General features: G+C 58.8%; 11 protein-coding genes. 4 read left to right on the top strand and 7 right to left on the bottom strand.

Features of this window, described 5'->3' with window-relative positions; genetic code table 11:
* Positions 1–134: 134 nt before the first annotated feature.
* Complete coding sequence (locus tag ACILSL_RS09875) at positions 135–2,459, bottom strand: TonB-dependent hemoglobin/transferrin/lactoferrin family receptor (protein WP_395731853.1); 2,325 nt, start codon at positions 2,457–2,459, stop codon at positions 135–137.
* Between the two features lie 248 nt (positions 2,460–2,707).
* Here ACILSL_RS09875 and ACILSL_RS09870 point away from each other — a divergent pair, with 248 nt between their 5' ends.
* A complete protein-coding gene (locus ACILSL_RS09870; protein ID WP_395731852.1) occupies positions 2,708–3,727 on the top strand; it encodes a Kelch repeat-containing protein in 1,020 nt (339 codons plus the stop codon).
* Positions 3,728–3,859: 132 nt separating this feature from the next.
* The gene (locus tag ACILSL_RS09865; protein ID WP_395731851.1) at positions 3,860–4,687 is read left to right on the top strand and encodes a helix-turn-helix domain-containing protein; all 828 of its coding nucleotides are present in this window, start codon (positions 3,860–3,862) and stop codon (positions 4,685–4,687) included.
* Between the two features lie 6 nt (positions 4,688–4,693).
* On the opposite strand, the gene ACILSL_RS09860 is transcribed toward ACILSL_RS09865, so the two are convergent.
* Both ACILSL_RS09860 and ACILSL_RS09855 read right to left on the bottom strand, forming a co-directional pair.
* Complete coding sequence (locus ACILSL_RS09860) at positions 4,694–5,374, bottom strand: hypothetical protein (RefSeq protein ID WP_395731850.1); 681 nt, start codon at positions 5,372–5,374, stop codon at positions 4,694–4,696.
* 104 nt (positions 5,375–5,478) lie between these two features.
* A complete protein-coding gene (locus ACILSL_RS09855; protein WP_395731849.1) occupies positions 5,479–7,014 on the bottom strand; it encodes a YifB family Mg chelatase-like AAA ATPase in 1,536 nt (511 codons plus the stop codon).
* Between the two features lie 319 nt (positions 7,015–7,333).
* Between ACILSL_RS09855 and ACILSL_RS09850 the strand changes: the two genes are divergently transcribed.
* Positions 7,334–8,512 (top strand): glycosyltransferase family 2 protein, encoded by a 1,179-nt coding sequence (locus tag ACILSL_RS09850; RefSeq protein ID WP_395731848.1) that lies wholly within the window; start codon positions 7,334–7,336, stop codon positions 8,510–8,512.
* A gap of 141 nt (positions 8,513–8,653) precedes the next feature.
* Positions 8,654–10,153 (top strand): exopolysaccharide biosynthesis polyprenyl glycosylphosphotransferase, encoded by a 1,500-nt coding sequence (locus ACILSL_RS09845; protein ID WP_395731847.1) that lies wholly within the window; start codon positions 8,654–8,656, stop codon positions 10,151–10,153.
* Between the two features lie 9 nt (positions 10,154–10,162).
* Here the strand turns inward: ACILSL_RS09845 and ACILSL_RS09840 are convergent, their stop codons facing one another.
* The 4 genes from ACILSL_RS09840 to ACILSL_RS09825 are packed head-to-tail and all read right to left on the bottom strand — an operon-like array spanning position 10,163 to position 14,842.
* Positions 10,163–11,314 (bottom strand): glycosyltransferase, encoded by a 1,152-nt coding sequence (locus ACILSL_RS09840; protein ID WP_395731846.1) that lies wholly within the window; start codon positions 11,312–11,314, stop codon positions 10,163–10,165.
* Positions 11,315–11,317: 3 nt separating this feature from the next.
* Positions 11,318–12,424: a hypothetical protein gene (locus ACILSL_RS09835; protein WP_395731845.1), complete on the bottom strand. Its 1,107-nt coding sequence runs from the start codon at positions 12,422–12,424 to the stop codon at positions 11,318–11,320.
* Positions 12,425–12,428: 4 nt separating this feature from the next.
* Positions 12,429–13,607, bottom strand: a complete 1,179-nt coding sequence (locus tag ACILSL_RS09830) for a glycosyltransferase family 2 protein (protein WP_395731844.1) — start codon at positions 13,605–13,607, stop codon at positions 12,429–12,431.
* Positions 13,604–14,842 carry a glycosyltransferase gene (locus ACILSL_RS09825; RefSeq protein ID WP_395731843.1) on the bottom strand — a complete coding sequence of 413 codons (1,239 nt, stop codon included), beginning with the start codon at positions 14,840–14,842 and terminating at the stop codon, positions 13,604–13,606. The genes ACILSL_RS09830 and ACILSL_RS09825 overlap by 4 nt, the downstream gene beginning before the upstream one ends.
* Between the last annotated feature and the right edge of the window lies 1 nt (position 14,843).

Here is a 14,843-nt window from a genome sequence, read left to right as displayed (position 1 = left end):
GGCTCAAATAAGCGGAAGTGCAAACCTGATCTTCCCACGTCCTTCCGTCTCGAAGCAAAGAAGCAGACATGGCGACACCACTCGCCATGTCCGCTGGATGACTCAGCACAACTTTTGTGCTGAGTCAAAATGCTCTAGAAAATCACCGACAGCGCCACACGCCCGTTAATGCCGGGCTGTGTGTAACGGTCGAGCTGTGGATTTGAAACATCAACGCCGCGCACATTTTGATACAGCCAGTACTTTTGGTTGGTCAGGTTGTAGAGGCCGGCGGTAAGGGTGATGTTTTTGGAGAGCTGCCAGCGGGCCACGAGGTCGAAGGTGAGAGCGCTCGGAGTTTTGAACTGATTGATCCCGCCGGGGGTTGAGTTGGTGGCCCACTTGTGTGCATAGTAGGTCGAAATCAGCTCCACCTGCCATGTCTCACGACGATAGCGCAGCCCAGCAACGAGCTTGAAGGGATCCACGCTTGCGAGAGGCTGCTTGTTCTGACCATCCCAACCCTGGCTGTAGGCAGCATTGGTGAAGATGCCGAAGTTGCCGAGAGACTCATGAATGAATCCAAACGTCGTATCCCCTTTGAATTCGAGACCGTAAATCTCTGCAGAAGTGAGATTGGCGCTCTGATAGATGATCGGACTGCCCGGCGCGCCGGTTCCGCCGACCTGCATGAATGTGTTGATGAAGTTTTCGTAGTGATTGTAATAACCTGCGAAGTTCCATGAGGACTCTTTTCCTTTGCGGCGCACACCGATTTCAAAGCTGTTGCTGGTTTCTTTTTTCAGACTTGGATTCGGAATGGTCTGATAACCAAACGCTGTGTTCGTGATGGTGGCGTTCAGTTCTTCGCTGCTCGGATTGCGGAAGCCGTTCGAATACTGGAAGTAGGCGCAGTGCTCCTCATCGATCTTGAAGAGATAGGCGAGCTTTGGCGCGATGGCGAACTGGTTGAAATCCTGCGGTGCCCTGCCAGCACTGGCGCTCAGATAGAGCGGATCTGGATGCGCAGCCACGTTGTAGTACTCGGCACGCACGCCGGGTGTGAGGCGGTGACGCAGATCCCTGCCCCAGGCAACCTCATCCTGGATGTAAGCCCCCACACGTGAAGTGCGCGTATCAGGCATGTCCTTCAGCGGGTACGTGTCTGGCGAGATGACCTTGGTGACCGTATTCGTGGTGAAGTTGTACTCCGTGGCATCACGCACGCGGCGGGAAAAGGAAGTGACCATTTCAGCACCGTAGGCCAGCGCGTGGTTCAAAGCACCCGTTGTGAAGGCTTTGCTGAAGTTGAAGTTCGCGCCGATATGATCCTGACGGTACATGTAATCACGAATGCGCAGGCGATCCTGCGGGGTTGGGGTGATGCGGTCGCGGTCCTCTACCTGGTGCTCCGGCGTTTCGGAAACCTGATAGTACAGGTTCCAAGTCAGCTTGTCGAAGATCAGGCCAAGGCCGGCGGCGTCATACTTATGCTCCAAGCTGAAGCGCATACGGCGCAGGTCGTCATTCAGCAGCAGGGAGTTCACTTTGTAATTAACCCCTGGAGCTGCCACCACCACACGACGCGCGCTGAGGAGGTCATTGTCACTGGAGCGTTCGAGGTATTCGCCCGTCAGCTCGAAACGATGACGATCCGAAGGCTTCCAAACCATTTTGCCGAGCCAGTTGTTGACGTTGTAGGTGCCGGTATCTGGATGGACCGCGCCGCGATTGTCGATCTCGTGGCCATCGCGCCGGGTGTAATGGAGCAGAAACTCCACATTGCCCGAGCGCTGCGCCATGCTGATCGTGTGGCCCCAGCTGTCATCGGAACTATCATAGCGGGTGGTCAGACGCGCCACAGAGTTCCGACCGCCAGGTGAGAGCATCAGCAGGTCTTCGGGATCGATGGTGGTGAATGAAACCACACCCGCGAGGGCATCACTGCCATACAGGGAAGAGGCAGCGTTTTTGAGGATTTCGACCTGCCTGAGGGAGTCCACGTCAACGTAGTCACGACCGACGTTGTAAGCCCCTCCAAAGGTAAACTGATCCGCCTGACGAATACTGTCCACGGTCATGAGAACACGATTGCCGTCCAGACCACGAATGTTGATGCTGGAGTTTCCGGCACGTGAGTTGGCCGCCGGGCCCACGCCGCTCATACCGAAAGGAACGCTCACGCCCGGCTCGTAGCGCGCATAATCACGCATGCTGGTGGCCAGGGAGAAGACGCCGGCATCTTTATCCAGCACGGTCACGGAGGCAGGCACATCTGCGGCTGGCTGCGCATTGCGGGAAGCAGCGATGACGATTTCTGGGAGCACGGCACCACCGGCGGAGTGCTGCGTCCTCGCTTCCTGTTTTGCCAATGCTTTAATATCCTGTTCAGACTTGAGCTCTGCCTGAACTGCAAGCGGAAGGCCGCAGCCGAGCATGAACAAACAGAGTTTATGTAATAACGCGGGGGGTGGTTTCATGGACCGCCGCTCTAGCTCAGCGGAGGCATGTGCCGCTTTCGTTGGAATGACCAAGAATGGTGCTCATTTGCAGCGACCAGCCTCCCCGACCATTTGATCGTCACTATTTTGCAAATGAGCGCAACCACTGTGAGTTCCTGCCGTTTGGCTCGCCCTCCTGATCATTCGGCACCCAAGTCATTTTAACGCCAGTTTTTCACAACCCGCCGCAAGCAGCCGCGCGTAGCTGCTGTATCGCAGGTGTCCGCATGAAAGCTCTTTCACTGATTTCTCTATTTCTAGTCGCCTTCACTTCTGCTCTGACGGCGAATGACACCTCGCCAGAGATGCCTTTGTCTGTTGCGAGCTTTGGTGCCGCAGGCATGCCAGATGGCTCCTTGTATTTCTATGGCGGGCATAGTGGCAAACGTCACAAATACAATCGTGATGAAGTGCATGGTGATTTGTTTCGCTGGAAGCAGGGCACCGACAAATGGGAGGCGCTGGCGAAGGATGAACCGGCCCAGGGCGCATCCCTCGTCGCGGCAAAAGACGGCGTGATCCGCATCGGTGGCATGGCCGCGCGCAACGCGAAGGGCGAGAAACAGGACCTGTGGTCCAGCGAGACAGCGGCACTTTATGACATCACCAGCGGCAAATGGACCTCGCTGCCGAAGCTGCCCCTGCGCCGTTCCAGCCATGACAGCATCATCTGTGGCGGGATCCTTTATGTGATCGGCGGATGGAGGATGGAAGGCGACGCAGACTCCGTGTGGCATGACACCTATCTCACACTCGATTTGACCAAGCCCGATGCGACCTGGCAGAGCCACCCGCAACCGTTCAAACGCCGCGCCATCGCCGTGCAAACCATTGGCACAAAGGTGTACGCCATCGGCGGCATGACCGATGAGGACAAGACCACGAATGCTGTTTCGGTGCTCGATACGACGACGGGGAAATGGAGTGACGGACCGGCGCTGCCTGCAGAGAAGATCGGCGGGTTTGGTTTTGCCGCCGTGGCACATGAAGGACGCCTGTTTTCCAGCGGAGTGACCGGCCAGTTGCTCGAACTGCGTGGAGACAACTGGGTGGCGGTGGCCAAGCTCCATCATCCACGGTATTTCCATCGCTTGCTCAGCGGAGGAACTGGAAAGCTGATCGCCATCGGTGGGGAAAGCCGCGAAGGTGTCAAAGCACCACCAGAAGTCATTGCCCTGTCTGCTGCGGATTCACCACCTATGCCGTTCGCCCCTGCCCCAGCGAGAGCTGCAAGCAAGCAGCCCTGATCTTGAACGGCCAAGATAAAAGGAACCAAGCCAGGCATAAATGTGACGTGACTAGTAATTGAGACTGAGTATCAATCCCAATTATCAATGCCCGCTGCTGCCACAGAACCTCCCTTTCGCTCATGGATCACCGTGCCTGAGCGAATTGACGCAGACTGGGCTGATGCCACCGCTGCAGATGCCCTCGTGGCTCATCTCAATTTTCGGGGTGACGCAGAGATGCGCTGGAGGGATGGCAGCAGCACCACGATTTCGGCGGGAACGACTTGCTGGCTGCGCGCCAGCCCGGCGGAGCTGCTGATGGCCCGTCGGCTCGCCAGTCGTGACCGTCATGAGTGCCTCACGCTGGTGTTTCCAGACGCCTGGCTGCGTTTGACCTTGAAAGGCGTTACCTCGCAGGTGGGTGATGCATTTGAACCCCTGATCAGCGGCACCTCACGCTGCGTGCTGCGGCAGCCGCTGACTGAGGAAGATGAAGGCTGGGCACGCGGAGCCATGCCGCCCCACCTGTGCTCACAAGCCAGACAGCTGCTGGATTCGGCACGCCTCACTGAGTTTTTCATCCATTCCATCTTCCGCAGTGACACAGCCCACCAGGCAGGGCCAGCCATCAGCCGTACGCAGCGAGTCGCTCAGGAGCGCATCCAACGCGTCAAGGATCTCGTGCTCGCGCAGATCGATGCGCCGCCTTCTCTGGACGAACTGGCCGCCACGGTCGGCTGCAATCCGAGCCACCTCAGCCGCACCTTCACGCAGGTCGAAGGCAGCACTCTCTCGCAATGGCTGCGCCGCGTACGCATCGAACACGCGGCCTCCCTCATCGCGGCCGGGAAGTGCAACGTCTCCGAAGCCGCGCTCGAGGTGGGCTATCAAAGCTTCTCGCACTTCAGCCGTGCTTTTGCGGAGGAGAAAGGTGTGCCGCCTTCGCAATGGGTGCGCCGCTTGAGCGGAGACAAATAGTCAGCCTCACTTCTTCTTTTCTTTGACCGTCCAATGCAGCGAGGCGCTGTGGCTGGTAATGCCGAAGGGAACCCCATTGAAAAAGCCAGGAAGTTCTTCAGAATAACGGGCGACGGCCAGCAAATACTGGCCGGGCTTGGTGATGTCCGGAGCACGCACATAGCCCTCAGCATCAGCCTGGAGTTTCTGATCGCTGACCTTGGGGGAGAAGAACAGCAGCTCGACACCGCCGAGGGGCTTGCCGCGGAAATAAACACGAGCTTCACCCGGCTTGCCGGTGGGAACGACATCCATCGTCATCGCTGGCGTACCAGCTCCCGCACCGTCCGGCTGCCAGCGACAGTAAAAGATGGGCGTACGGGCGGGCTTGTCCTCATGCAGCTTGCGCACGGTGAACTGCGCCTGCGCAAAGACAGGCTTGGTTCCATCGGTCTTGCAGAGAAAGAAATGATCCTTCTTTTTGGTCACGTCAAAAACTTGCGGCACGCCTTTGTCGTCGAGCGTCCAGCCAGAGACCTGCGTGAAGTCATCGAGGTGCCCGGGCGAGGTTTCATAGTCATCCCCCCATTGGGCAAATCGCACCCCCAGACCGCCATTGTCGGGCAGTTCTTCAATCCAAAGAGAGTGGGCACTGGCGGCCAGAGGCAAGAGGCTAAAAGCTGTGAGGACAATGAGTGAGCGAATCATGATAAGACCGGAGAGGTTCGCTGACCCCATACATCCGATGAACGCAGAGTTCTTGCGGGCATTTGTCAGGAACTGTCGTTGTCTTGCGGTGCCCTCGCGGGCGGTCACGCCCACATCTTCCGGTCCAGCGTGCGGTATCCGATGGCCTCCAGCACGTTGTCAGCACTGATCTTGTCGTGTCCGCCGAGGTCGGCCAGAGTGCGCGCGACTTTGAGAATGCGATCATGCGCACGGGCGCTGAAATTCATCTCGCCCATGGCATGCTCGAGGCAGCCTGCGGCCTCGGCATCGAGTTCGCAGTGCTTTTTGATGAGACGGGGCGTCATGCTGCTGTTGGCATGAACGCCCGCATGTTTGGCAAAGCGCTCCTGCTGCATGCCGCGTGCGGTTTCGACACGTTTGCGGATGGGGGCGGAGGCTTCACCACCCTCGCTCGAAGCGAGCGCCTTGAAATCAACGAGAGGCACCTCGACATGAAGATCGATACGATCAAGCAACGGACCGCTGATGCGCTGACGATAACGCTGAATCACCACCGATCCACAGCGGCATTCGCGTTTGAGATCGCCGTAGTAGCCGCAGGGGCAGGGATTCATGGCCGCGACAAGCATAAACTTTGCCGGGAAGGTGACGGAGCCTGCCGCACGTGAGATGGTGACCTTGCCGTCTTCGAGTGGCTGACGCAGGACTTCCAGGGTGCTGCGCCGGAATTCGGGCAGTTCATCAAGGAAGAGCACGCCATTGTGCGCCAATGAAACCTCACCGGGACCGGGATTGGAGCCGCCACCGAGCAGACCGGCATCACTGATGGTATGATGCGGGGAACGAAACGGACGTGTGGCCACGAAGGCACTGGCTTCGCCGAGCAAGCCTGCGGCGCTGTGAATCTTGGTGGTCTCGATGGCCTCCTCCTCACTCATGCCAGGCATGATGGTGGGGATGCGTTTGGCGATCATCGATTTGCCGGTGCCCGGCGGCCCGATCATCAGCAACCCGTGTCCACCGCTAACGGCGATCTCGATAGCCCGAATCGCATCGGCCTGCCCTTTCACATCGTTAAAATCAATGTCGTAATGCGAGACTGCGGCGAACAATTCCGCCGCACGGCAGGGCTCGGGTGCGATTTCCACATCGCTTTTCAGGTAATCCACGACCTCACGGAGGTTTTGCAGGCCCACGATGTCTATCCCCGCCACGACGCTAGCCTCAATGGCAGCACGCTTCGGCACCAGCAACCGTTTGCGCCCTTTCCGCCGCGCTTCGAGCGCCACTGCGAGCAGACCGCGCACCGGCCGCAGTTCGCCATTGAGGGCCAGTTCCCCGATCATGGCGGTTTCCGCCAGAATGGCCATGGGGATTCTTGCCCGGTGCGCAATGAGCGAAATAGCGATAGGAAGGTCAAAGCCTGGCCCCTCTTTTTTTAAATCAGCGGGAGCGAGGTTCACGGTCGTCACCCCGTCGTTCATGATGAAACCAGAGGAGGAAATCGCCGCTGTCACGCGCTCACGGCTTTCCTTCACCGACGCATCGGGCAGACCAACGATGAACATCTTGGGCGTGCCGCCGCCATCATGCGATTCGATCTCCACTTCCATGGCATCAACACCGACAAGAGTGGCTGAGTAGGTTCTAGCAATCATTCGGTGCGACTATTGACGGGGGCGAGATGAGAGCAAGCATGCGTCAGCGCCTCACTTCCATGGCTTTGATTGCCGGCTATCGTGATTCCAACACTCCGAGTAAATACAAATTGATATTTAGTTGGTTATGGTTTTTTCTGATAGTAGCTTAGGGTTAGCAACAAGACAATCAACCACAACATCACGACTCACTTTTGAGACATCGTAACATTACACCCTATTAAACTCGACCCTTTCATCTTAAAATTCGGTCGAGACTTCAGAAACGTCGAAGAGGAGGCTTGCCATTCAATGAATTCAGGTGCAGCAAAGCCAGCCCATGAGAAGCACTCTCCCGCTTAACACAAACAGCCATTTAGAAACACCAGCTACTGATTTGAGCTTTGTTTTTCCATGTCTCAACGAGGAAGCCACCTTGGGAACCTGCATTCAGCAGGTGCGGGAGAGCCTAGCTCCAAGCGGGATCGCTTATGAAATAATCGTGGCTGACAACGGAAGCACAGATCGTTCTCGGGAAATTGCGCTCTCCATGGGATGTCGTGTCGTGCCGGTGGCAGTACGCGGTTATGGCGCGGCATTGCGGGCCGGGATCGAGGCGAGCCAGGCCGAGTACGTGATGTTTGCAGACTCAGACAGCACTTATCTGTACGCCGATGCAGCACCGTTGTACCAAGCTGCCAAGGAAGGGAATGCGGACATGGCGATTGCGTCCCGAATGATTGGCCGCATAGAACCTGGGGCAATGCCTCCCCTGCACCGGTGGGTGGGCACTCCAGTGCTGACTACGTTGATCAACTGGCTCTTTCATGGCAAACTGTCTGACTGCAATTCCGGCTTCCGCTGCATTCGCAAGTCTGCTTTTGTCAATTGGCAGATTCGCTCCAATGGCATGGAGTTTGCCTCTGAACTTCTGATCAAAGCGCTCAAAGCAGGAGCTCGCTCCGTAGAGATTCCTTCCGGACTTCGCAAAGGGCCGGAGGGACGCGTCGCACACCTCAGAACATGGCGTGACGGCATGCGCCACCTGCTGTTCATTTTTTCCGAGAAACCACGGCTTTTTGAGCTGTCCGGCTTTGTGACAGTGCTGCTCACCACCCTGCTGCAGGTGACGGCTTTCTGCACGGGTCCGGTGAATATCGCCGGAATGTTTCACATTTTCGACCTCCACAGCGAGGCATTGCTGCTTCTGGCAGGCATCATCGGAGCGCAGTCCTATCTTTTTAGCTGCATGCTCTATCTCCAAAGCTCGGACCGTCCGCTCGGAATTACCCGGAAACTGATTCACCTGGATGAAGGGGTGCTGTTCTTTTCACTTCTTGCCACATTATGCGCCTGCGCTGTCCTGATAGGCTATATCGGCGTCAAGTGGTCACTTTCAGGGTTTGTGAATCTAAACTTGGCCCGCGACCTGCTCTTCTGGTTTCATCCTCTTGCCATCTCCATTTCGTTTTGCGCAGGTCTGCTGGGATTGCACGTGCTAAAGAAAGCTCAAAAATGAAACTCCAGCCCCTGTGATTGGCGAATCTTCCGAAATGTTCACCGAACAGTTTTTGCAAAAAAATATCCTTGTGATATTGTTAACGCACTGCCTGCCAGCTCTTAAACAAGCCTAGTTTATTCTCTAGAACGAAAGCATTGAATGCATAATTCATCCCGCAGCCACTGGAACAATATCGGCATTCGCGCCCTGCGTGATGTCATTGTATTCATTGGGGCATACCTTCTGGCGAACTACCTGCGTTTTACGGCCCTGTGGCACATTGAAGATTATGTGGCGCCGATTCTGGCTGGAGCAATAGCCCTGAGTGCGTCGGTTTATATCCTTGGGCTTTATTCCGTCGAATCGCAGCGGAGATCCAGCTTCCTCATTCACAGCATCCTGCTAACCTTTGCGTTCCTCATTTCTCTCATGATCATAACTCTGGTGGGCTACCTGAGTTTCGACCTTCGCATCGGTCGTGGTTTCATGGCACTGGGCTGCCTGTTTGCCTACCCGCTGCTTCTGGGCAGCCACTGGCTGATGTATCACAAGCATCGGATCGCCCCCACAAGGATCGCGTTCGTGGCGGAATCGGCTGATGAACTGGAGGAGTATCGGCTGCTGCGCGAGATGTGTCCGGCCGGTGTACAGGTGGTCGGACGCATCAGCATCGATGAAGAGCAGGACGGCGAGGACGGCTTTCTAGGACGATTGCGCAATGTGCGCAAGCTGATACGCAGACACAAGCTGGACAGGATTGTTTTCACCGAAAAGCGGGTCGAAGATGAGAAGGCCAGGAACGAGTTCAGGCGGCTGCGGTATCTGGGCTTTCCATGCAACAGCTTGATTTCAATTTGTGAACGGCATCTGAACTACGTGCCGCTGCACCTGGTGACGATGAACTGGCTGCTCCAGTCGGAATCGTGCTCGCGCAGTTTCTATTTCAGCAAGATGAAGCGCATCTCTGACATCGCGAACTCACTGATCCTGCTGGTTGTTCTGGCTCCGTTTTTGCTGCTGGGCATGGCGATCGTGCGCATCTTTTCCCCGGAAGGACCGGTGTTCTTCAGCCAGGAGCGCGTGGGACGCTTTGGCAAACGCTTCCAGATCTACAAACTGCGCAGCATGCGCACTGACGCCGAAAAAGGTGGCGCGGTCTGGTCCACCATATCCGCAGACCCTCGCGTGTTCCCCGGCGGAGCTTTCCTGCGCCGTTACCGGATTGATGAAATCCCCCAATTGCTGAATGTGCTTCGCGGAGAGATGTCCTTCGTGGGGCCAAGACCGGAGCGTCCGGAATTTGTCACCAAGCTTTCGCAGGTGCTGCCCTATTATCAGGAACGCCACATGCTGCAGCCTGGACTGACGGGATGGGCTCAGGTATGTTATCCTTACGGAGCCTCCATCGACGATGCGAAGTGCAAGCTGGAGTACGACCTTTATTACTTGAAACACGCCGGGCTACTTTTCGACAGCCTCATCCTGCTGGACACAATTCGCGTAGTCCTCGGGGGTGGCTTGAAAAGCAATACCAAGCAGCGCTATTCGAAGGATATCGACTTGGGCCTTGAGGGAACCAACACCGAGCAGGAAGAAACCGAGCGTGTTGAGGTCGGCACGCCTAATACAACAGGGATTCAAGGTCTTGCGCAGGCCTGAACCGCTGCATCAATCGTTGCGCAGCAGTTCGAGGTATTTTGCAGCACAGTTTTCCCAGGCGTAAGTCCGGGCAGCAAGGTGCAGGACCGCCTCATCCGGCGGATTTTGCAGAACATCCAAAAGTGCCGACGCATAAGCGGCAGCGTCACGCTGCTGAACGAGAAACCTTTTGCCGATGACAGGTGCCACCACTTCGGCGATACCACCCACGTCCGTGCAAACAGGCACACGCCCGCTGGAAAGAGACTCCAGAACCACATTGGGCACACCTTCATTGTGGCTGGTAAGGCAGACCGCATCTGCAGCCTGCATCCACTGCGCAACATGGGGAGCGGCGTGGCGCCCAAGAAAGAAGACCTTCCCGGCGATGCCAAGATCAGCCGCCTGGGCGCGCAAGGCAGCTTCCAGCGGACCGCCACCGATCAACGCCAGCCGCACAGGCTGCACCGCCATGACCTGGGCACATGCATCCAGCAAAAGATCGAGTCCTTTGACCGGTAGAAAATTGCCCACAAAAAGCAGCAGCCGCTCGTCCTGCGGCTGGTTAAGGGCAGCCCGGGCTGAGACGCGAGAGGCGGGTTTGAAGGTGTGGATGTCGACCCCATTATAGATCGTGCGGACTTTACCGCCCGACACACCGCGCCGGACCAGACGGCTTTCCAAGTCCTGGCTGCGCGTGACGATCGCTTTGACGCTACGAGACATAGCGAGGATGGCGCGGCGTCGAAAGGGCATGTCCAAATAGCGATGAACATCAGACCCCTGAGCGACTGCGACGACAGGCACGCCCCAAGCAGCAGCCTGCAGCGCCACGCCGCACGCATCAGGAAAAAGCCAAGGCACCAAAATCGCATCGGGCCGGCACCCCTTCGGCAGCGTCCGGCTCGCCCGCGCAAACGCCCACGCAAACAGCCGGTGGTTCATCCCCCCCAGCCGCGGCACATACGGCGTCCAAAAATAATCCACCTCCAGCCCCGCATCCTCAGCACGCGGCTGCAATGATGCACGGCCCAGATGCCGCAGCGTCGGGCGAAACGCTTGCACCCGGATCTTCAGCCCCGGCTCCAGCCGTTGCAGCGCATGCAGCAGCGTCGCATTGTCCAGCCCGCGCCACGGCTCGTTCTGATCAGGAAAAAGATTGGAAACAACCAGGAGATTCATCGCTCAAAATTTGTTCAGGCAGGGTGGCGGCGCATACAGGTAGTCACGCCACGCCCCGGCATCGCCTCCTCCATGCCCGTCTTCAGCGGCATGCAAAATATTGACCAGCTCCCGCGCGCTCACATAGTGCAGACGGAAGCCCTCGCTCGCCGCCAGCTCCAGCAGTTCCTCGTGAAACCGCCGCCGCGCATCCCCGATCACCGACTCATGATTCTTCTCCGGCGCACCATGCGTGTGCAGCTTGATGAAGCCCCACCCCTCCGCCCCCTGCACGGAGATCCGCGCATTACGCCAATGCCGCAGCCGCCGCACCGTCGGCGGATTAGCAGGCCCCAGATCCGAATTCTCCACCCGCGGCATCACACCCCACTTGCGACGTTCCCAGTCCAGCATCAGCGGCCCCTGCACCAGCAGCAGATGGTCCTCCTTCTCACGCAGCGCCCGCGTGCTGCCATCCAGCGCGGAGACCCGTGTACCACGATGGTGCGAGCAGCCATGCAGCGTGCTCTGCGAGTAGTACAACCGGTTCACGATCGGAGCCTGCGTCCGGTGCGGCGCAGACGGCATCGTCAGGTCCGCGTAGCAGCCTGCCTGTTTCAACATGGCCAACTCACCCCGCACCCCGCACCCATGCCCGCTCGGGTCGGAATCATCCAGCGCCCAGTTCCCGTGGATGAAACCAAACACCGGCGCACCCGTAGCATCACTTCCCAGCAGCCCGTGACTGCGCAGGTCAGTCTTGCCACGCTCCAGCGCCGCGCAAAAATTCTCCGCTGTATCCTTGTCATGGTGCAGGTGAATCTCCGCCTCATTGCGACTGCTCACACACAGCTCCGCCAGCGCCTCGATCACCTTCCGGTCATACTGTTCCACTGGATAAAAAAACGTATGCCTCGGCGTCTGCCCGTCATGGTCCACACCCGTCGCCAGGATCTTCGGCAGACTCGCCTGCCACGTCTCCATCCGCCTCATGGCCCCAGCCTGGTCCGTATGGTGAAACGGCTCGAAATGATCGCACACCGCCAGCATCACATCCGTGATAGGCACCTTCGGCCGGCGAAGTGAATCCTTCAGCCACGGCAGCAGCCAGCGGTCCATTGCTTTGATCATGCGTTCAGGCTCTACGGGTTCGGTTCCAGGTGGTCCGCTGCCCGCCCCGCAACCAGCGCAGGCAACCTAGCAGCAGAGCAGCGTTCATCGTCACAAAATAAGCACTCACCGCCGCCAGTCGCCCCAGCGCACCCGGCAGCCGTATCGAAGAAAAACCCGCCGCAGTCAGCAGCACCACGCACAGACCCGCCGCACCCACCAGCGGCGCCCCCGGCGCACCCAGCGCCAGCAGCGCCAGCACCGCCAGCACCCCGCTGACCATGAAAAACGGCGCCACCCAGCGCAGCACCTTGTGCGAAAAAAACACCCACGCCGCCAGCCCCCGCGCCGGGTTCAGCAGCGGCAGACACCGCGCCAGAATTTGGTAATCCCCCGCCCCGATCCGCGCCCGCCTGCCAAACTCATCCGCCAGCGCCGGCGGCAGATCCTCGTAGGCCAGCGCACTCGGCTCAAACACCACCGCCCAGCCCTGCAGCAGCAGTTGCAGCGGAACAAACAAATCCTCCACCACGATCTCCGGCGGGCAGCCCGTCCACAGATCACGCCTCAGCGCATAGTTCGCACCGTTCGCCCCCAGCAGCACCCCGCGCCCCCCCTCGTGCAGCTTCAGCCACGTCTCCAGCTTCCAGTAGATCCCCTCCGACTGCGTATGAGCCTCCCCCTCCCTCGTGCGAAAGCACAGCTTCCCGCACACACACGCTACCTTCGCATCCTGAAACCTCGCCACCAGACAGCGCAGCGCATCCGGCGCAAAATCCACATTCGCATCACTCAGCACCAAAATGCTCCCCCTCGCCTGTGGGCACACATCATTCAGCACCCTCACCTTCCCGCGCCGCTCAGCAAAATGCCTCACCTGCACCCGCGCATCCCCCTCCGCCACCTCTGCCGCCAGCCGGTCACTCCCATCATCCGACCCATCAGACGCGATGATGATCTCCAGCCTCTCCGCCGGGTAGTCACACTGCTGCAAGTTCACAATCCGCCGCACAATGCATGCCGCCTCATTGTAACCCACCACGATCACCGAAATCATCGGCAGCTCCTCATCCTTCTGCATCGGCGGCACCCGCAGCAGCGGTCGGCGCGCCCCCATGCAGCGCCACCACAGCGGGTAAAGCACATAGCAATGCAGCACCGCCACCATGCTCACCATCAGAATAAACCACGCCACCGCGATCATGCCCCGCTCCCCTGTCGTTTAAGCCCCACGCACGCAGTCTCAAAAATGTCCGCCGCCGCCGCCCAAGAGCACGGCCGCGCCACCTCCTCCAGCGCATGCCGCGCCAGTTCCGCGCCAAACGCCGGCGTCCGCAGCACCTTCAGCACCTGCGCCGCCGTATCCTCCGCACTGTCCGCCAGCAGCACATGCCTGCCATCCTCCACGCTCAGCCCTTCCGCACCGATCCAGGTGGACACCACCGGCACCTCCGCCGCCATCGCCTCATAAATCTTCAGCCGCGTCCCGCCGCCAATGCGCAGCGGCACCACGATCACATCCGCACCACGCAGAAACGGCCGCACATCCGGCACCGTCCCCGTCACCTCAATGTTTCGCCCGCTTGTCGCCAGCGCCTCGATCTCAGCCGGCGGCTTGCGTCCAACCACGATAAATTTCGCCTGCGGCATCTCCCGCTGCACCAGCGGCCACACCTCCTGCACAAACCACTTCACCCCGTCCACATTCGCATACCAGTCCATCGACCCCATGAACACCACCGTCGGCACCGCAGCCCTCGTTCTCGGCACTGACTGAAAATAGTCCAGGTCCACCCCCGTCGGCACCACCCCCAGCACATTAGTCAGCCGCATCTCCTCGTTGAAAATCCGCGCATCCTCCTCGGACACCGCCAGCACACCATCAAAGCGGCTGCTCGCCTCTCGCTCAAAGCGCAGCATCCGGTCACGCTGGCTCTGGTAGTAACGCGCCACAGCACCTTTCTTGCCCTCGGCCCTTCGCCGCCAGATCATGGACTCAACATTGTGCTGAAACAGCACCCACGGGCACCGGCTCTCCCCCTTCAACTCCCACGGCAGACTCGCCGCAGGAAACAGAAAATCCGCCACCACCACATCAAAACGCTCAGCCTTGAGCTTCACGCTCAGCAGCTCGCGCAACCGCGCAGACTTGAACCGCGCCACAGCATACGGCAGCGCAGATCCCACATTCGCCAGCGCACCGGCAAGAAACTTCCACCTCGCAAGCTGCAGCGACGCCTTCGGCTCATGCGCCCACACCGCATGCGTGGAAAATTCCCCCGCCTGCTGTGTACCCATCACTTGTCCCGCATCCGCCGTCATGCCCACAAACGAGACCTCGTGCCGCTGATGCAGATGCCGCAGCAGATTAAAAGTACGCAGATCCCCGCCACGCGTAAGCGGGTGCAGCGGGCTCGTTTTGATCCAAAGAATGCGCATC

It is taken from the genome of Prosthecobacter sp. (assembly GCF_044222345.1).
Classification (GTDB): domain Bacteria; phylum Verrucomicrobiota; class Verrucomicrobiia; order Verrucomicrobiales; family Verrucomicrobiaceae; genus Prosthecobacter.
The sequence above is the reverse complement of the archived record's forward strand: the minus strand, read 5'-3'. Positions and strand labels throughout refer to the sequence as shown.